The organism is Endozoicomonas sp. SCSIO W0465, assembly GCF_023716865.1.
Lineage (GTDB): Bacteria > Pseudomonadota > Gammaproteobacteria > Pseudomonadales > Endozoicomonadaceae > Endozoicomonas.
In genome coordinates this window covers 5,939,672-5,958,798 of the sequence record NZ_CP092417.1, presented here as the reverse complement: position 1 = coordinate 5,958,798, position 19,127 = coordinate 5,939,672, and the positions used below count along the sequence as shown (strand labels likewise).

Genomic DNA, 19,127 nt, shown 5'->3' with positions numbered 1-19,127 from the left:
GGGAATGCTCTCAGGTCAGACATTAAGCTTCGGAAGAGAGTATTCCATGGGATAAACTCATGTTGGGCAGTCCTCCAAAGCAGATTTCAGGCACACATCAATGTCAAATCTGGTCGTAACTCATGCTCAAATCCAGATAAGCGGATAGCAATTCGGGGATGTGTTCCCATCTCCGGGAGTATCAACCCGTGCCTCACACCCACTGATTTGCAATAGCCCCTGTAGTCATATACCCTTGGCGCAGACGATAATGACACAATGCAGTACTGAAGAGCTTGGAGAAATCCTGCCCAAGTGTGCGGAGTTTTCAGTGAAACCCTGTCAAAGCCCAGATCCTCATCACCAACATAACTTTTGCCCAGGATACAGTGACCATTACGACTGTTCTGGTGCCTGCTTGCCTTCAATTTCCCTCATTTCTGCTGCCTGGCGCTGGCAAAGTTGGCCTCTGGCCTGACCCTTACTCTTAAACCGACGGCAACAGGATTGTTGCCGGACACAGTAATTTAAATCAATAACATCACTTTGCTTATTCGAGAGATCCGTTATGACGCCCGAAGTCTTTGCGCGTCTGACCAGAGAAGGATACAACCGCATCCCCGTTGTACGAGAGATTCTGGCAGACCTTGATACACCATTAACCACCTATCTCAAGCTCGCCAATGGCCGTTACTCTTACCTGCTGGAGTCTGTAGAGGGCGGTGAAAAGTGGGGCCGTTACTCGATGATTGGCTTGCCCTGCCGCACCTTGCTCCGGGTCAACGGCGATCACATCTGTATTGAAACCGATGGCCAGATTGTGGAAGAACATACCACCTGCGACCCGCTGGCGTTTATCAAGGCATTCCAGCAACGTTATCAAGTACCAGAGATAGCCGAGCTACCCAGATTCACTGGCGGCCTGGTCGGTTATTTTGGTTACGATACCATTCGCTATATTGAACCGAAACTCTCAGCAAGTGCCCCAAAGGATGAGCTGCATACACCAGATATCCTCTTAATGGTTTCTGATGAGCTGGTGGTATTCGACAACCTCAGTGGCAAACTGATATTGATAACCCATGCCAATCCCGAAGAACCAGCGGCACTGGAAAAAGCACAGTTCCGACTGGACAACCTGATCCGCCAGCTGCAAACCAGCAATATTCTGCCACCGGTCCAGGCATCTCTGAACCCTGCCAGGGAAGATGACTTCCAATCAGGGTTTGGCGAAGCGGCCTTCAAAGCATCCGTTGGTGCCATCCGGGACTACATTCTTGCTGGCGACACCATGCAAGTCGTGCTTTCACAGAGAATGTCCATCCCTTATGACAGCTCTCCCCTGAACCTTTATCGTGCGCTTCGCAGTACCAACCCATCTCCCTATATGTATTACATGGATCTGGGGGATTTTTATGTCGTCGGCTCTTCTCCGGAAATTCTGGCCCGCCTGGAAGAGGGCGAAGTGACCGTAAGGCCGATCGCAGGTACTCGCAAGCGAGGGGATACTGAAGAGAAGGACAAGGCACTTGAGCAGGAGCTGCTCAATGACCCCAAAGAGCTGGCAGAGCATCTCATGCTGATCGACCTTGGAAGAAACGACGTTGGGCGTATAGCAACAACAGGCTCGGTAAACCTTACCGACAAAATGGTCATCGAACGATACTCCCATGTCATGCACATGGTTTCCAATGTGACAGGAGCACTGAAAAGTGGACTGGACGCACTGGATGTACTCAAGGCTACGCTACCGGCCGGGACACTCAGCGGCGCTCCCAAAGTGCGGGCCATGGAAATCATTGACGAAATGGAGCCTGTAAAGCGGGGAGTATACGGTGGCGCTGTAGGGTATCTGGCATGGAATGGCAATATGGACACCGCCATCGCTATTCGGACCGCAGTCATCAAGGATCGCCAACTGCACATTCAGGCAGGCGCAGGCATCGTCGCCGATTCCAGTCCTGATCTGGAATGGCAGGAAACCATGAATAAGGGGCGCGCCATATTCCGTGCGGTAGCCATGGCCCAAACCGGGTTTATCGGTGGCGGCCACCTCACAGCTTCCTGCGAACAAAACACAAACAAGCGCTCTTCAGAGGTGAAACACTGATGCTGTTAATGATCGATAACTACGACTCGTTCACCTTTAATCTGGTTCAGTATTTTGGGGAACTGGGCGCCGATGTCGAAGTCCACAGGAACGATCACATTACCATTGAGGAGATCGGGCAACGCAAGCCAGACCATATTGTTATCTCTCCGGGACCGTGTACTCCAAACGAAGCCGGCATATCAATGGATGTGATACGACATTTTCAGGGCAAGGTTCCTATCCTGGGTGTATGCCTTGGGCATCAAAGCATTGGACAGGTTTATGGCGGTCAGATTGTTCGTGCCAGACAGGTTATGCATGGTAAGGTTTCTCCGGTTTTTCATAAAGATTTCGGCGTTTTCCGGGGCCTGAGCAACCCGGTAAATACCACTCGCTACCACTCACTGATCATTGAACGAGAGAGTCTGCCTGATTGCCTTGAAGTCACTGCATGGACCCGGTTTGCCGATGGCCGTGATGATGAAATTATGGGGGTCCGCCACAAGGCATTGCCAGTTGAGGGGGTGCAGTTTCATCCTGAATCGATCATGACCGAGCAAGGGCATGACCTTCTGGCCAACTTCCTCAAACAGTCCACATAACCATTACTCTAAAGATGCCAGGGAACGAAGCTATGCAGATAAAAACCATGCAAATAAAAGAAGCCATAAACCGGATCGTACAACACCTTGATCTGAGCAGGAATGAAATGATGGAGGTCATGCAGCAGATCATGACCGGCCAGTGCAGTGACAGCCAGATTGCCGCCTTTCTGGTTGGCATGCGCATGAAAAGCGAGAGCATTGAAGAAATCACCGGGGCCGCCCTGGTCATGCGACAGCTGGCGACCCGGGTTCAGGTCAATGCTGACCACCTGGTGGATATTGTCGGTACGGGGGGAGACGGAGCCCATTTATTCAACGTTTCTACAGCGTCGGCATTTGTCTGTGCCGCTGCCGGTGCCAATGTCGCAAAGCATGGTAATCGGGGAGTTTCCAGCTCAAGTGGCAGTGCCGATCTGCTGGAGCATGCCGGCGTCAATCTGGATATCAGTCCCAATCAGGTTGCCCGCTGTATTGAAGCGGTGGGTGTGGGCTTTATGTTTGCGCCAGCTCACCACTCAGCCATGAAAAATGTGGTCGGTGTGCGTCGGGAGCTGGGCATTCGTACGCTGTTTAACATTCTTGGACCAATGTCCAATCCGGCTAACGTGAAAAACCTGCTGATTGGTGTATTTACCCGGGAACTATGCCGCCCCATGGCCGAAGTACTCCGAGAGCTCGGTAATGAGCATGTCATGGTGGTTCACTCTGTCGATGGGCTGGATGAAATCAGTATTGCCAGTGAAACTCACGTTGCGGAGCTGAAGAGTGGCAACATCCGTGAATACACTCTGAAGCCCGAAGACTTCAATGTTGACTCGCAGAGTCTGATTGGACTGGATGTGCAAGACAGCAATGAATCACTGGCGTTGATCAAAGATGCCCTCGGTAAACAGCAGGGAAAATACGCCGAAAAAGCAGCCAGCATGATCGCCCTTAATGCCGGTGCCGCTATTTATCTTTCCGGTGTTGCCGGTCACCTTGAGGAAGGTATTCTGATGGCCCGGGACGCCATTGATAGTGGTCTGGCGCTGGAGAAAATGAAAGCGCTTGCCAGCTTCACTCGCGTTTTTTCTGAATAAGCGGTCACGCTTTAAGTATCAGGGTCACATTCATGTCACTACCGACCATTCTGAATAAAATTATCGCACGGAAGCATGAAGAAGTTGCCGTGCGCAGTCATTCAAGGCCGCTTGATCAAGTGAAAACGCTGGCCGGGCAGAATACACCAACACGTGGCTTTGCCCATAGCCTGCGTTTACGGGTTGAACAGCAACAGGCGGCCATCATTGCAGAAATCAAAAAAGCCTCTCCCAGTCAGGGCATTATTCGAGCACACTTCAAGCCCGCTGAAATCGCCAAGCGCTACGAAGCCTCAGGAGCCTGCTGCCTGTCCGTGTTGACGGATCATGATTTCTTCCAGGGTAGTGAACACTATTTACAGGCCGCCAGAGATGCCTGCTCTCTTCCGGTGTTGCGTAAAGACTTCATGGTCGATCCGTATCAGATCTATGAGGCACGGATGATCGGTGCTGATTGTATCTTACTGATTGTCTCCGCACTGTCGGACCAACAGCTCAGTGAGTTTAATGAGCTGGCACAATCACTTGGAATGGATGTTCTGGTGGAGGTACACGGAGCCGATGAGCTGGCAAGGGCGCTCCCATTACCGGGTGCCATTCTCGGCATTAACAACCGCAATCTGCATACGTTTGAAGTCAGTCTGGATAATACGTTTCAACTGCTGAACTCGATTCCTGACGATCGGCTGGTGGTAACGGAAAGTGGTATACACACCCGTGATGATGTGCAGGCCATGGTCCGGCACAATGTGAAGAGCTTCCTGGTGGGTGAGGCGTTTATGCGTCAGAAGGATCCGGGAGCAGCGCTCAGTACGTTGTTTGGCCGTTATTTATGATGAAAGGCCGCTTCGCGGCCAGTATTTATAACGTCAGCTATTGAATTATCCCACAGGCTATTCTGGCGCCACCCCCACCCAGGGGAGGGTTGTCAGAATAGTTGTCAGCACCATCATGAATCACCAGCGAGCGCCCTTTCAGTTCAGAGAGCGACAGTCGGGGGGCTTCAACAGGGCTCACCGCCTTGCCATTTTCGTCGACCTCCAATACGGGCAAATCCCCTAAATGCCCATCACCTTCAGGCCCCTCGTGATGACCGGTGCTGTTCGGGTCATAGTGACCACCTGCTGCCAGGGCAGCAACGCTCTGGCCACCTTTTTCCCCTGGCTCACAGGAGGGGTTTTCATGAACATGAAAACCATGCTTCCCGGGCGACAAGTCATGCAGAGCCGGTTGCAGTCTAACCCCTTTAGTAACCTCGTCATCGCCAGCAGGTTGGATAAACACTTTGCCGATGGTTGGCCCGGTACCGGCCGGAGTCACCTGAAACATCACAACTTCCAGTTGTTCCTCTCCCCTGTTCGCGCTCTCAACCTGACTCGCGTTATCTGAGCACCCGGATATCAAAGCAGATAGAACGATCGGCAGAGTCAGAAACCTGATGCCTCTATTAACCATGTTATTTCACCTCTTTATGTTACCTCTGAGAAAACTGCTCAGTCTCAGTATAGGTTCCAATGATTGAATGGCTGTTTTTACGCAAAGGCTTTAGAATTGCCCCTGGTAGAGGCTGGAACAGGAATTTCAAATGAAGGCACAAGTTAAGTGGGTAGATAACCAGCGTTTCCTGGGACTGACCGCCAGTGGCAATTCCATCGTAATGGATGCTGATAAAAACCAGAAAAGCGCACCAGGCCCCATGGAGATGGTATTAATGGGTTTAGGTGGATGCGCTTCGGTTGACGTGGTTAATATCCTGGAAAAAACGCGTCAAAACGTTACCGGCTGCCATGTAGATATTGAATCTGAACGGGCTGATGCCATTCCCGCCGTTTTTACCAGAATACACCTGACTTTTGTGGTTCAAGGCCGCAATATCAAGGAATCTCAGGTGGAACGTGCCGTTAATTTATCCGCCGAAAAATACTGTTCTGTTGCCCGTATGCTGGGCAAGGGCGGTGTTGAGATTACCCACAGCTATGAGATTATCGAAACCGAATAGATGATGTAAACCACACAGACACGAAGCAAAAAGGGAAGCCATTTTTGTTTGCAAAGTCCGGAAGAACTTTGCGTCTTTGTGGTTCCCTTCTTTTAATGCTGTTCACAACCCCAGCGGCTCACAATCAGCCTGGCGGCCACTGCATTTGACGGCCCGCCAGCAAATGAAGGTGTATATGGTATACCGACTGCCCCCCGTGGCTGTTGGTATTCAGGGCAAAGCGAAAACCATCCTCGCTCACCCCTTCCCTGGCAGCGATGTCTTTTGCCACCAGCATCATCTTGCCAAGCAGTAACTGGTCTTCTGCCACAGCATCATTCATGGTGGCAATATGCTTCTTGGGAATGACCAGAATATGGGTTGGGGCTGCCGGGTTAATATCCCGGAATGCCACCACCTCATCATCTTCAAACACTTTGTCTGCGGGAATATCTCCCTGCGTAATTTTGCAGAAAAGACAACTCATTGAATCCACTCCTTGCCTTTATAAAAGATCTTGTCACCCTGCCGTAACCGGCGGCTCCATTTCCCGCTCCCACAACAGGGATGCGCCAACAACAGCCGCAGGAATAATCAATAAATTGACCAACGGTATCAACATGGCCAGGTTAACAACCGCACCAAAAGGCCAGGACTTTGATAGTTGCGGCTTTAGTCGTGATAACATTTCAGAAAAAGATACACCCCGGTTATCCGCTGCATAGTCGCAATATTGGATCGCCATCATCCAGCCATTGAACAAAAACCACAACACAAACCCCAATACCGGAACAAAGGACAGTATCAGCAGCACTATTGCCCGGGGCAGGTAATATAATAACTTGCGTAGCTCTCTGCCAATACTCCTCGGCACAATCGTCACCCAATCCGACAATTTAAGATCAGGCAGCTCGGCACCTTCCATTTGCTGCACTTTTTCGGCCAACAGTGCATTAAACGGAGCAGCGATAAAATTCCCGATAATAGTAAAGGTAAAAAACATCACCGCAGCCAGTGCCAGAAAAAACAGCGGCCATAGCAGATACTTCAGAAACGCCAGCCACTCAGGCATCCAACCTGTGAGTTGAGCCATCCAGAGCGAAAAATACCCCGATACCCAATAAATAATCCCACCAAAGACCAGAATATTAATGACCAGAGGAATCAAAACAAACCATCTCAACTGTGGCAGTAAAATCATCTTCAGCCCCAGAATAAAATAACCGGGGCCTGACAGGGGGGTGTTATATGTCATCACGCTATTTTTAATGCTGGTCAGAAGCTGGAATATTACACCAGCACAAGCTATTTCTCTTGTTTTCTTCGCTTTTGCTCTTTCCTGATGCAATAGCAACAGACAATAAAACCAATAATTTTTGCCAATTGCCATGGTGGAAAGGCAATAGCTATTATAGGGCCATTTATTCATTGCCCCTACCTCAATGGAGTACATAATGAGCACAATCAGACACTCCCGCCTGCTGATTCTTGGTTCCGGGCCTGCGGGGTATACCGCCGCTGTCTATGCAGCAAGAGCCAACCTTAATCCTGTGATGATTACAGGTATACAACAGGGGGGCCAGCTGACCACCACAACGGATGTTGATAACTGGCCAGGTGGACAGGAAGGTCTTCAGGGCCCCGGGCTGATGATGGATATGGAAGCCCATGCCAAACGCTTTGGCACTGAAATTATTTTTGACCACATCGAAGCGGTAGATTTCAGTAGCAAGCCATACACCCTGAAAGGCAACCACACGTATACCTGCGACGCCCTGATTATCGCCACCGGAGCCAGCGCGCGTTATCTGGGTCTGGACAGTGAAGAAGCCTTCAAGGGCAAAGGGGTTTCCGCCTGCGCAACCTGTGATGGATTTTTTTACAAAAATAAAGATGTCGTCGTCGTCGGTGGCGGTAACACGGCGGTTGAAGAAGCGCTCTATCTCTCTAACATCGCCAGAACCGTTACGGTGATTCATCGACGCCAGGAATTTCGCTCAGAAAAAATCCTGCAGGATAAATTGATGGATCGCGTAGAAAACGGCAATATCAGACTGGTTCTTGACTCCGTTCTGGATGAAGTGCTGGGTGATGATATGGGGGTAACCGGCGTCCGCGTTAAAAACGTACTCGACGGTGCATCTGAAGAAATATCTGCAATGGGCTGTTTCATCGCCATCGGCCATACGCCAAACACTGATATTTTTGCCGGTCAACTGGACATGAAGGATGGCTATATCCGGGTGAATAGCGGTCTTACAGGCAATGCCACTCTGACATCAAAAGAAGGGGTATTTGCCGCAGGGGATGTCATGGATCATGTTTATCGCCAGGCCATTACCTCCGCCGGCACTGGCTGCATGGCCGCCCTGGATGCTGAGAAGTACCTGGATGCTCTGGACGCTTAAATAGATAGCCTTTACAGGCTTCTTGGTCAAGAAGCCTGTAAGTCACCGTTTATTTATCAGTGGTCGTTGCTTCTTTCGCTGACTCACCGAAACCGTACTCTTCGGCCAATGCGCCCTGTTCATCCGGTCTGGATTTAGGTGCGTAGTCCTTAGGCTGCTCCAATGGCGGCGTACGCTCATTACGACGTTTATGGACCTTCCCTGACAGCAGCGCATTACTGCTTAACAGGGAGTCTCCAAGCCGGTTACGGACTTCTTCATCCTTACAGAGATCTTCTGCACCATTGGCGAGGTGCTCATGGACATCCCGGTAGGTATCGGTGAGTTTATTGATCAGGTGAGCGGATGTGGTGAAGTGATCTCCCACGCGCTCCTGGTATTCTTTGAATTCCTGCTGAAGTTCATCCAGCTGACTTTCCAGCCTGCCGCTACGGGATTTTGAACCTGACAGTAAATGGTAAACGAGTGCACCACACAGAATCCCCGCCAGAAACGCCAGACTACCGACAAACCAAAGTACGTTCATGTTTTCCACAGTATCGCCTCACTCAGTGGGGCCCGCGCCCTTGTCATTTAATCACAAAGCCATGTCCTTAGGCGTTTATTGTATAGATTCCATTGAAGTTGGCCTAGTCCATAAAAGCACAAGTCAGATTCGGTCATTGCCGGGCATGCACTCAGGCACTATCCTGAAGCTGTCCATCAAGATCTATATTGACCGGACTTGGCATAAAAAGCTTTACTGCACCTGTTGATGTGGCCGAAAGAGATCACCAATACTGTTCAACAGGCAACCCTTGTCACCCACCCGCTGTCCGGTTACATTGGCAACGTTACAGGGCAAAACAAACAATTCTGCCCCCATGAAAACAATAAGCAGCAACCGTTTATCCACCAGTATATTATTATGACCCCGCAAGCTTGTTATCACAGGGATATAACCCAAAAAGGTTTTAGCAGGGATCCCGCTCAGGCTGAAGCGGTAAAACACTTGCAGAACCTCTATGAAAAGCTGATCCAGCCCTCCGGAGGATCTCTCCTCCAGAAGATAAAGGTTGCACTGGGCAAACCCCGGGAACCGGTACGTGGCCTCTATTTCTGGGGTGGCGTTGGCCGCGGGAAAACCTGGTTGATGGATACCTTTTACAATTGTCTGCCCTTTCAGGACAAGCTCCGCATGCATTTCCATCACTTTATGCGACGGGTGCATACAGAACTTAAGACACTTGAGGGGCAGAAAAACCCACTGGCAATCGTCGCTGACCGTCTTTCCGGGGAAGCCAGAGTTATCTGTTTTGACGAGTTTTTTGTGTCCGATATCACGGACGCCATGATTCTGGCCGGTTTGATGGACCAGCTGTTTCAACGGGGCGTTACGCTGGTTGCCACATCGAATGAGGAGCCTGACCTTCTCTATCAGGATGGACTGCAACGAGCCCGGTTTCTGCCTGCCATCGACCTGATTAAAAAGCATACCCTTGTCGTGAATGTGGATGGCGGTATCGACTATCGTCTGCGCCTTCTGGAGAAAGCGGAAACCTACTATTGGCCTCTCAATGATACCAGCCACGAAAAGCTGGAACAGATATTTTCCGACCTGGCTCCGGACCCGGATCATATTGAGATCGGCCGGAGCATTGAAATATCAGGACGCCCCATTAACAGCGTGAAGTTAAGCAAAGATGTGGCGTGGTTTACCTTTACCGATCTGTGTGATGGCCCCCGCAGCCAGAACGACTATATTGAACTCGCTTGCCTGTACCATTCAGTGATTCTTCAGGCTGTCCCGCAGTTGAATGCCAACCGGAATGATCAGGCTCGCCGCTTCATCAACCTGGTTGATGAGTTCTATGACCGGGGCGTAAAACTCATTTTATCCAGTGAAGTCCACCTTGAAGCGCTCTACGTCAGTGGTACGCTGTCGTTTGAGTTCAAGAGAACGCTGAGTCGCCTGCAGGAGATGCAGTCAACAGAGTACCTTGCCCGGCCTCACAAGCCATAAAAGCTTCCCAGAAACCTGGCAAAAATAGATATTGCCAACACAGAGCAATAAGCACAAAGGAGTTTCATCTTATGGATCTTGGTGTTCACAATAAAGTGTTCATGGTAGCTGGCGCCAGCTCAGGACTCGGCTATGCCGTTGCCAAGAAGCTGGCTGAAGAAGGTGCAAAAGTTTCCATCGCCAGTCGCAGCCAGGAAAGCATCGCCACAGCAGCCGCAAATATCAGCGAAGAAACGGCCGCTGAAATCCGGGGCTATGTATTTGATGCCCGTGATGGGGAGTCGATAACCCAGTGGGTGGAAGATACCCAGAATGACTTTGGCCATATTGATGGACTGGTCATCAATGCCGGAGGCCCACCACCGGGGTTCTTTGAGGAATTTGATGACCAAGCCTGGCAGGCTGCGTTCGAATTGACGCTCATGAGCGCTATACGACTGATCAGGGCTACACTGCCTGCGCTTAAAGTAAACGGCGGTAGCATTCTTACCCTGACATCCTCTGCGGTAAAGGAACCCATCGATATCCTGGTAATGAGCAATGTCATGCGTTCAGGCGTCAACAGCCTGGTAAAAACACTGGCAAGCGATCTGGCACAATACAATATCCGCATCAACAACCTGATTCCGGGTTCCATCAATACGGATCGGATCAAAGCCCTGAATATGTTTCTAGCGCAACGGTCCGACACCAGCCCGAGGAACGTTCGCAGAGCTGCCGAGTCTGCTATTCCCATGGGGCGCTACGGCCAACCTGAGGAGTTTGCCAATGCTGCCGCATTCCTGCTTTCCGATGCCGCCAGTTACATCACCGGAACCAATACGGTGGTGGATGGCGGAAAAATGAAGAGCGTCTGACTCAGGTTCTGTTGGCATAAACTTTCAAACTCACAGGCCCCAACCCGGTTTAAGGTTGAGGCCGCCTTGCCAGAAGCTGTTCATACCCTCCAGCGTTCAGTGCACGTTGATAACCAACGTTTACCAGTGCCTTTTGGGCTTTACCACTGCGGCTACCACTACGACAATACAGGACAATATCGGTCTCCCGTGGGATATTTCTCTGGGCAAGCCCCTCAACAATATCCTGGAAGGGGATATTGATTGCTCCGGTCAAATGCCCCGCTGAATATTCTGCCGGTGTCCGAACGTCTACCAGCAACGCACCATTTTGAACCCTTTCCCAGGCTTTATCATAACTATCTGCGGCTTTGGCAGAACTGATAACACCGAAGGCAACCAGAATACCCACGCAATACCGGCTAAGCAGGCTCCACATGTTAAAAGGCCCCTTTCAACTTTTTGAAACTAACTAACATTAGCACTCAGCGGTCAAGCTTACCGGCAGCCTGAATATAAAGCATATCCAATGCCACCGTGGCGGCAGCCAGTGCGGTAATGCCTGCACTGTCATAAGCTGGAGCCACCTCAACCACATCCATTCCGACGATATCAAGTCCTTGCAATCCACGAACCAGCTGCAAGGCGCGGTCTGACGTCAGGCCACCACAAACCGGCGTCCCTGTTCCCGGTGCATAGGCGGGATCCAGACAGTCGATATCAAATGTCAGGTAGACAGAACGGTGTGCTACCGTCATATGCACCCTGTCAATGATCTCAGTGACCGGCGCCTCATTGACGTAGCCTGCATCAAAGACCTGAAATGGCGTATTCTCCTGATCATAATGGGTGCGTATACCAATCTGAACCGAAGATTCAGGATAGATTAGCCCCTCTTTCACGGCATGGTAAAACATTGTGCCATGATCAAATACCCCCCCTTCATCATAATCATCCGTATGAGCATCGAAGTGAATAAGCGACAATGGACCAAACTGCCTTGCATGGGCTCGTAACAACGGCAAAGTGATGAAATGATCGCCTCCCAGAGTAAGCATCCTTTTACCCTCTGCCAGGATCACCTCAGCATGCAGCTGTAGCGACTCACATAGATCGCTGGCATTACCGGCTTCAAATACCAGATCACCACAGTCGGCTATGGACAGATAGTCTTTTAACCTGAACCCCCAAGGCCAGCGCGGGGACTCCCACGCAAGGTTAATAGATGCCTTGCGTATAGCTTCCGGGCCGAAACGGCTCCCACTCCTGCCAGTTGTTGCCAGATCGAAAGGCACACCCGTTACGATCCATTCGGCATCACTATTGATCGGGTCAAAATCCAGTGGCTGCCTTAAGAAACCAAAAGCATTGGAATAGAGGGAAAAGTCTGGTTTTTTTTCCAGGGTGGTCATTGCCTTGCTCCGTATTGTTCTTAACACATTGATTGTCAACCTACCTGAACACCTGCCAGGCAGATATAGCGTTGAAGTGATGACCTCAATTCAGCAGATGCAGCGATGCCTTGAGTCCATCGAAACCATATAAAACCTGAAAATGTCAGGGCCTCGAACCAGCATATCGATGATTTTCCTTATGGATTTTAGTGGTCTCTAAACATCCATTGCCTGTGATTTGCGCTGAATCCGGGACAATACCATTAAACGGGTAAAATAATTCACTCAGAGAATATCCGGGAATAGACAACCAAACGTGTTTCATTCAGAGACAGAATAAGCTATGCAAGACTTGGAGGAATGTCTCGAAAAGACATAACTGCTTATTCGCCTATGCTTTTTCAGAGTTCGTGAGAATTTACGGGTAATAAGGACTGATCCGTCAGGACTGAGCAGAAGGGTGGATTGCCCTCTCAACAATTGAAGTAGAGAACCCATTAATTTCTTTAAAAATGAGATATTTCTTTTTTCGCTTCAGTGCGCCTTTTACTTTCCTGCGAAGCTCTGAAAAGCAATAAACCACACGGTAGTTTGACTCAAGGCTCACCCTGGTCGCCGCTGGAACATACCAGTACATAAACTGCTTGCGCTTCGAATAGATCACAGCTCTGGCCTCCAGATGGTTAAGTGAGAGAATGCACCTGTTGATTATTTAGTCAACAAAATACCGGAAAAGTTCCCCGAATACGGTCAGAGAGCAGCCCGTATCCGGAAATATAAATGAGGATTACCGCGTATTCTCAACGACCCTAACGCCCTGAAGCCTTTCTGGCTGCCCGAACCTGATCATAAGCCCCCTGAATTTCCTGAGTCTTTTGCTTGGCAACTTCCATCATCTCCTCGGGTAACCCCTTGGCCACCAGCTTATCCGGGTGGTGTTCACTCATCAGTTTACGATAGGCCTTCTTGACTTCAGCATCTGAAGCACTTTCTGACACTCCCAGAACATCATAAGCCCGTTTCAGATCCATGGCCGATGATGGCCGACCGCCCCCCGTTCCAGAGTGATACTCTCCCTGCTGGTAGTACTCTCTCTGGGCAATGAACCGTTTGTGTATCTGATCAAACGCAAAACTGCCCACCCCGAGGATATTGCAAACCTGCCTGAATACCGCTTGTTCGGCAGAGCTCAAGCCACCATCGGCATAAGCGGCCGACAACTGAATTTCCAGAAACATGGGAATCAGCGTACTGGCTCCGGCAACCTCTCGAAATGCCCGAAGCGCACCGGCAATATCGGAAGAAGGCTTCTTGCCCTGATTAAAAAGCTCTATTGCCATCCTGCGCTGCTCTTCAGAGAGGCGCATGGTATGCATAATGGCTCGTGCAGTCTCTATCTCGTACTCACTTACCCGACCATCCGCTTTTGCTACCCGGCCCATCACCAGAAAGGTTGCCCTGAAAAAGGCAGTCTGTGCTTTTTGCCGATGCGCCGCAGAAGAGCCAAAGCCTGCGGCTCCCTGTCCGCCCAAATAGGTCCGGTTAATCCAGGAACCAACAAACGCTCCCAAAATAGCGCCAAAAGGTCCACCGGTCATGAACCCAACCAATGCGCCAATGATTATTGCGGTCATGAAGTCCTGCTCTGATTTTGTAGATTGTTTTGGTATTGAAACCGGTTCTGATCCCGAAGCTGATGGTCAATATAGTACTCAAGTGCCTTTAGCCGCTCGACAGAACCCACATCAGTCCAGAAACCGTTGTGGTACTGTCCGCTGACCCGGCCCTGTTTCATGGCGTCAATCAATAAAGGCGCCAGAGCAAAAGCACGTCCATGCTGACATCCATCGAACAACTGTGGGGACAATACGCTAACACCACTGAACGTCAGCCCGGCCTTGTCAGGCATTGTCGCTTTGTCAAAAAGCAGTCCCTCTGCGAGACAAAAATCCCCTTGTGGATGAAAGTCCGGATTATCAACCATTACCAGGTGTGCCAGCATACCATCGGGAAGTCTGAGATTTGCCAGGCAGACATCCGTATATACATCCCCGTTCACCACAATAAACGGAACTTGATTGTCACCAGCCTGATCACCGGCCAGCAAAGGTAACGCCTTGCAAATCCCGCCACCGGTTTCCAGAGGCTCTCCTTCCGCGGAGTACTGAATGTTAACCCCCCAGCCAGAACCTGAACCAAGCGCCGCCTCAATCTTTTCGCCCAACCAGCCATGATTGATGACCAGCTCCCTGAAACCCGCCTGCGCCAGACGCTCAATATGATAGGTAATCAGGGGTTTTCCTGCCACTGGGACCAGAGGTTTGGGAATTGACAGGGTAATGGGCCTGAGTCTTTTGCCATAACCGGCGGCAAGTATCATGGCCTTCATACGCTGACTTCCTCCATTACCTGTTTTATCCGGGCATTCACAAAAGGCTCCACGTTTTCCTGCAGCCACCCGGCATGATCCCGGAACTGAGGATAGCGCTGGCATACCGACACCACATAGTTCAGCGTTCTTGGTATATCGTTTAGATAACCGGATTTGCCATCACGCAGCCATAACCTGGAAAAGATACCCAGACATTTCAAATGACGCTGTAAACCCGTCAGGTCAAACCAGATTTTCAGCCGCTCCGGATCATAACCTGCCAACACGGGATGACGAGCTATGAAAGAGGAAAACCAGCGGTCAATCTTTTCTTCAGGCCAGGATACATAGCAGTCCCTCAATAAAGAGACGACATCATAAAGCAATGGCCCATAAAGCGCCCCCTGAAAATCAATAACCCCGATACGACCATCCGGTGTAAGCATCAGGTTCCGGGAGTGATAATCACGATGAACAGTACCCTTTGGCTGCTCAAGAACCGTCGGCACCAGCGCAGCGAACAGCTCCGTCAGCTGATTGAGAGTATTCGGTGCTTTTGTATCAAATCCCATAAACTCCCCAAGAAACCACTGAGGATATAGAGAGAGCTCAAACCGTATCAGCGTTTCATCATAGGGTGGCAGGTTATCAGGCAACTGTTTCTGCACGATCAACAACGTGTCAAGCAGCTCAGGATAGTACTGGTCGGCCACAGAGTTCTGCAGCAAAACCTGCATGGGAGTGTCCCCCAGATCCTCCAGAAGCATAAAACCCTGTTCATAATCGACAGCAAACACCTCCGGGACGTAAACACCGCCTGCTCGCCAACGAGTAGCTATATCAACAAAGGTTCGTGTATCTTCTGTGGCCGGAGGGGCATCCACTGCTACCAGTGTTCTGTGAGGGGTCTGAACCCGGTAATATTTGCGAAAACCTGCATCGCTGCCAATGGCCTGCATGGGCATTGAAGCATTTTCACCAAGGTTGCCATGATCATAGTCATCTGAATAATCACATGAATGGTCGCTTTCGCCCGATAAAACTGAGACAACCCATTGTGCCAGTTGTTCCCGGCGGCAAGATACTTCAGACCGGGCTTCAGGAACATTCTGAAGCTCTGAAATTGTTGAGACCAACGCTTTTGATTCCTGTTAAGCACTGTCAGATCAATCCTCAAGATTATCACAGTGCATTATTCTGGCCTATGGGTGCCCGGCCAGAGATAATGCAACATCTTCGGGTATTTGACATTTCAGGCTGTCGTGTTCAAAGTTTCCAGTGGATTAACACTGCATTTCCGGTGCAAATGGATATAGAATATTGCGATTCTGATGCAGTTTCCACGCGATGAGGATTGAACCTTCCTTCTGCATTAACGCCTACTGTGTGGCAAAATTCCGGCTTACTCCGATTTTTGATACCGGTAGTTAATTTGGCCCGCAAACGGTTTGTAGGTCGACAAACATCTGCAGGGCCTGTTTATTTTCATGAAAAGCCACCTCATTCGTTATGCTGAACCTGACCCGACTCGCCAAATAAGAATGTTGCCCCAGGATTGCTGAGCTTATGGACATGCATCTGCGCCCACTGCCGTTTAACCCAAGAACACTGACACTGGCCATTGCAACCAGTATTTTTGCCAGCCAGCCGGTTTCCGGAGTCATGGCCGCTGAACCCCAGGGCAGCCAACAGCCCGAAGGGCAATGCCAGACACTGACTAATGGCCAGTGGAGTTGTGACCCTGCTACAGCCCAATCCATAACGGCACAGCCAGTACACGAGGCTAAACGGCAGGTCAGAGAACTGAAAAAATCAGCGTCTCAGGTAAAGTCTGTGCCTACCGGGCAAAACGCCACCCTGAAACAACGTCTGGACTGGCAACCTATCCAGAACCTGTCGGCACAACGAATCGCTCAGGAACCTTTCTATAGCTGCGGTGCTTATATTGAGCCAGCCAGACCCGGCAGGGACTATCGCGGGGATAGCAATAAGGCATCTATTGTCGCTGAGTCCAATGAGTCCAGTTATGACCAGGATTCTGTTGCCACCTTCACAGGTGATGTGACTGTCCGTCAGGGCAGCCGGCAGTTTGAAAGTGACAACGCTACTTTGGACAGGCGCCGCAACTATGGCCAGTTCGAAGGCAACGTTCGCTTTCGGGAAAGCGGTGTCCTGCTGGTCGGTGACAAGGGTGATCTGCAACTCGACAGTGGCCGCGCAACCCTTGAGAACACCGCTTATGTGATGCATGAGCAGAAAGCCCGCGGCAGTGCTGAACGCATCGTCCGCAATGAAAACGCAACCCTTGAGTTGTCTGACGCCACCTACACCACCTGTCCGCCGGGTGATAAAGGCTGGCAGCTGTCCGGGCAAAACGTGACCCTGAATATGGGCAGCGGCCAGGGTCTGGCCAGAAATGCAGTAGTCCGTGTTCAAGGCCTGCCAATCCTCTACACGCCGTATCTCTCTTTCCCTATCGATGATCGCAGAAAGTCCGGTTTCCTTTACCCTACGCTATCTCAAAGCAGTGATAACGGTTTCGACTTTTCGATCCCTTACTACCTGAATATTGCACCAAACTATGATGCAACCCTGACGCCCAGATATATGAGCAAACGGGGAGTGATGGTGGAGAACGAATTCCGCTATCTCACCGGTAACACTCAGGGTGAACTGGGACTGTCAGGATTGCTGGACAAAGATCAGCTGAAAAAAGAGAACCCTTACTACAACGACCACCGCTGGTTGATCAACTATCGTCAGCAAACAGACCTGACCAGCCGCTGGAGTGCAGAAGTAGATTACGCCAAGGCCAGTGACAAAAACTATCTGGATGATTTCAGCACCAGCCTCAACCTGTCGGCCAATGCCCCGCTGAACCAGCGGATAGGTACCCGCTACCTGGGCGGCGATACCAACCACAGCTGGCAGCTGAGCCTGGATGCTCACCAATACCAGAATATGAACCAGACGGCAGATGACCCCTATAACAAATTGCCACAAATCAAACTGTCGGGTAACTGGCTGGCCAGTAGTAATCTGAGTCTCACTTATGTGGCTAACTACACGAAATTTACCCGTGATGATAACTGGCATTACGTGAATGAAACGCTGGTAAATCCCTCCGACAATGTGTACCAGAGTAATTATGACTCAGGTTATGGCATTCAAAGAGCCAATGGTGAACGTCTCTACCTGGAAACCGGGGCAGGTTACTCTTTTGACTGGAGCTATGCATTTATCCGTCCGGCGGTGAAGGTGCAGCATGTTGAATATCGGCTGACTGATCTGAATGCAACCGAGGTAGAGAAAGACCTGAATGCTGCATACGGTAACTTCACCGCTGCAGATTATACCGAGTCACCCAAAACAACAGTGCCTACTTTCAGTATTGACAGCGGACTTTATTTTGACCGCTTCACCTCTATCGGTGGCACTGAATTCACCCATACCCTTGAACCCAGAATGAAGTATCTCTACTCCCCCTATAAAGAGGGGCAGGAGATGAACCCGGTGTTTGATACGGCGTTGATGAACTTCAATTATCACTCACTCTGGCGTGACAGCCGTTTCTCCGGTCACGACCGGTTAGGCGATGCCAACCAGCTCTCCCTGGGTCTGACTACCCGGTTGATAGAAGACGATGGCTTTGAGCGGGTTCGCTTTGGCATTGGTCAGATCATCTATTTTGAAGATCGTCAGCTATGGATCAACCCCCTGGCCGGAAGCAAAACCATCTACCCGGAAAATCAGGAAGACTGGGATACCAATCTCAGCGATGATGCAAGACGCCTTTACGAAGACATGCATGAATCTGTTTCTCCACTGGCATCCGAATTCATCTATAACATCAGCAGAACCATGAACATTCGTCAGGATCTGATGTGGAATACCAGCGAGAACGAGCTGGACAGTTACAACTTATACTACCAGTATCTACCGGATAACCGTCGGGTCATCAATGCTGGTTATCGTTATCTTACCCAGGCAGACCGGTACGTAAAAAATGCTGAAAACGGGTTGATTGAAGATCCTTCCAACCCCACCGGCTACCAGACCACTGACAACAATTTAAGCCAGACTGACCTCTCCATCGCATGGCCGGTTACCAATAACTGGTCAGCCATGGGGCGCTGGCAATACGATTTAACCAACAAGCGGAACCTTGAGATCTTGTCCGGAGTCGAATATAACAGTTGCTGTTATCAGGTTCGTGTGCTGTGGCGAAAGTGGGTTGATGATGACGACAACATCGATCACCCCGACAGCAAAAGCGGTGTATTTCTCCAGTTTGTCCTGAGAGGACTCGGGGATTTGACCAGCGGTTCGACGAAAGAGTATCTCACAGGTATTAAAGGTTACGCAGCGGATGAGAAGTAAATG

19 protein-coding genes are annotated in these 19,127 nt (G+C 50.4%); 9 read left to right on the top strand and 10 right to left on the bottom strand.

All coding sequences use genetic code 11. The annotated features are described in order from the left end of the window. The first annotated feature begins 547 nt into the window (after positions 1-547). Genes trpE through trpC form a run of 4 tightly spaced genes read left to right on the top strand, consistent with a single transcriptional unit; the run spans position 548 to position 4,591 of the window. Positions 548-2,089, top strand: a complete 1,542-nt coding sequence (gene trpE, locus MJO57_RS26670) for an anthranilate synthase component I (RefSeq protein ID WP_252020085.1) — start codon at positions 548-550, stop codon at positions 2,087-2,089. Further along, complete coding sequence (locus MJO57_RS26665) at positions 2,089-2,673, top strand: aminodeoxychorismate/anthranilate synthase component II (protein ID WP_252020084.1); 585 nt, start codon at positions 2,089-2,091, stop codon at positions 2,671-2,673. Before trpE ends, MJO57_RS26665 begins: the two co-directional genes overlap by 1 nt. Positions 2,674-2,720: 47 nt before the next feature. Continuing rightward, a complete protein-coding gene (trpD, locus tag MJO57_RS26660) occupies positions 2,721-3,755 on the top strand; it encodes an anthranilate phosphoribosyltransferase (protein ID WP_252020083.1) in 1,035 nt (344 codons plus the stop codon). A 32-nt stretch (positions 3,756-3,787) separates the two neighbouring features. Continuing rightward, a complete protein-coding gene (gene trpC, locus MJO57_RS26655) occupies positions 3,788-4,591 on the top strand; it encodes an indole-3-glycerol phosphate synthase TrpC (protein ID WP_252020082.1) in 804 nt (267 codons plus the stop codon). Positions 4,592-4,628: 37 nt separating this feature from the next. Here trpC and sodC read toward each other — a convergent pair whose 3' ends face one another. Next, a complete protein-coding gene (sodC, locus tag MJO57_RS26650) occupies positions 4,629-5,084 on the bottom strand; it encodes a superoxide dismutase [Cu-Zn] SodC (protein WP_371924694.1) in 456 nt (151 codons plus the stop codon). Between the two features lie 256 nt (positions 5,085-5,340). On the opposite strand from sodC, the gene MJO57_RS26645 reads away from it, so the two are divergent. Beyond that, entirely contained in the window at positions 5,341-5,754 is a 414-nt protein-coding gene (locus tag MJO57_RS26645) for an OsmC family protein (protein ID WP_252020081.1), read from the top strand. A 124-nt stretch (positions 5,755-5,878) separates the two neighbouring features. Here the strand turns inward: MJO57_RS26645 and MJO57_RS26640 are convergent, their stop codons facing one another. Next, positions 5,879-6,220: a histidine triad nucleotide-binding protein gene (locus tag MJO57_RS26640; protein WP_252020080.1), complete on the bottom strand. Its 342-nt coding sequence runs from the start codon at positions 6,218-6,220 to the stop codon at positions 5,879-5,881. A 33-nt stretch (positions 6,221-6,253) separates the two neighbouring features. Continuing rightward, positions 6,254-7,162, bottom strand: a complete 909-nt coding sequence (gene cysZ / locus MJO57_RS26635; RefSeq protein ID WP_252020079.1) for a sulfate transporter CysZ — start codon at positions 7,160-7,162, stop codon at positions 6,254-6,256. A gap of 25 nt (positions 7,163-7,187) precedes the next feature. Between cysZ and trxB the strand changes: the two genes are divergently transcribed. After that, a complete protein-coding gene (gene trxB / locus MJO57_RS26630) occupies positions 7,188-8,141 on the top strand; it encodes a thioredoxin-disulfide reductase (RefSeq protein ID WP_252020078.1) in 954 nt (317 codons plus the stop codon). A 49-nt stretch (positions 8,142-8,190) separates the two neighbouring features. Here trxB and MJO57_RS26625 read toward each other — a convergent pair whose 3' ends face one another. Further along, entirely contained in the window at positions 8,191-8,667 is a 477-nt protein-coding gene (locus tag MJO57_RS26625; RefSeq protein ID WP_252027121.1) for a YhcB family protein, read from the bottom strand. A gap of 381 nt (positions 8,668-9,048) precedes the next feature. Between MJO57_RS26625 and zapE the strand changes: the two genes are divergently transcribed. Together zapE and MJO57_RS26615 are read left to right on the top strand one after the other, a co-directional pair. Further along, positions 9,049-10,143, top strand: a complete 1,095-nt coding sequence (zapE, locus tag MJO57_RS26620; protein WP_252027120.1) for a cell division protein ZapE — start codon at positions 9,049-9,051, stop codon at positions 10,141-10,143. A gap of 71 nt (positions 10,144-10,214) precedes the next feature. Next, a complete protein-coding gene (locus MJO57_RS26615) occupies positions 10,215-11,000 on the top strand; it encodes an SDR family oxidoreductase (protein WP_252020077.1) in 786 nt (261 codons plus the stop codon). 49 nt (positions 11,001-11,049) lie between these two features. Here the strand turns inward: MJO57_RS26615 and MJO57_RS26610 are convergent, their stop codons facing one another. The 6 genes from MJO57_RS26610 to MJO57_RS26585 form a co-directional block, all read right to left on the bottom strand. Next, a complete protein-coding gene (locus tag MJO57_RS26610) occupies positions 11,050-11,391 on the bottom strand; it encodes a rhodanese-like domain-containing protein (protein WP_252020076.1) in 342 nt (113 codons plus the stop codon). 73 nt (positions 11,392-11,464) lie between these two features. Beyond that, complete coding sequence (speB, locus tag MJO57_RS26605) at positions 11,465-12,391, bottom strand: agmatinase (RefSeq protein WP_252020075.1); 927 nt, start codon at positions 12,389-12,391, stop codon at positions 11,465-11,467. A gap of 424 nt (positions 12,392-12,815) precedes the next feature. Then, complete coding sequence (locus MJO57_RS26600; protein ID WP_252020074.1) at positions 12,816-13,037, bottom strand: hypothetical protein; 222 nt, start codon at positions 13,035-13,037, stop codon at positions 12,816-12,818. A gap of 145 nt (positions 13,038-13,182) precedes the next feature. Next, positions 13,183-14,007, bottom strand: a complete 825-nt coding sequence (gene djlA, locus MJO57_RS26595) for a co-chaperone DjlA (protein WP_252020069.1) — start codon at positions 14,005-14,007, stop codon at positions 13,183-13,185. Further along, positions 14,004-14,762 carry an N-acetylmuramate alpha-1-phosphate uridylyltransferase MurU gene (gene murU, locus MJO57_RS26590; RefSeq protein ID WP_252020067.1) on the bottom strand — a complete coding sequence of 253 codons (759 nt, stop codon included), beginning with the start codon at positions 14,760-14,762 and terminating at the stop codon, positions 14,004-14,006. The genes djlA and murU overlap by 4 nt, the downstream gene beginning before the upstream one ends. After that, the gene (locus MJO57_RS26585) at positions 14,759-15,880 is read right to left on the bottom strand and encodes an aminoglycoside phosphotransferase family protein (protein ID WP_252020065.1); all 1,122 of its coding nucleotides are present in this window, start codon (positions 15,878-15,880) and stop codon (positions 14,759-14,761) included. Before MJO57_RS26585 ends, murU begins: the two co-directional genes overlap by 4 nt. A 436-nt stretch (positions 15,881-16,316) precedes the next feature. Between MJO57_RS26585 and MJO57_RS26580 the strand changes: the two genes are divergently transcribed. Next, positions 16,317-19,124, top strand: coding sequence for an LPS-assembly protein LptD (locus tag MJO57_RS26580; protein ID WP_252020063.1), 2,808 nt, complete (start codon positions 16,317-16,319; stop codon positions 19,122-19,124). Positions 19,125-19,127: the final 3 nt, after the last annotated feature.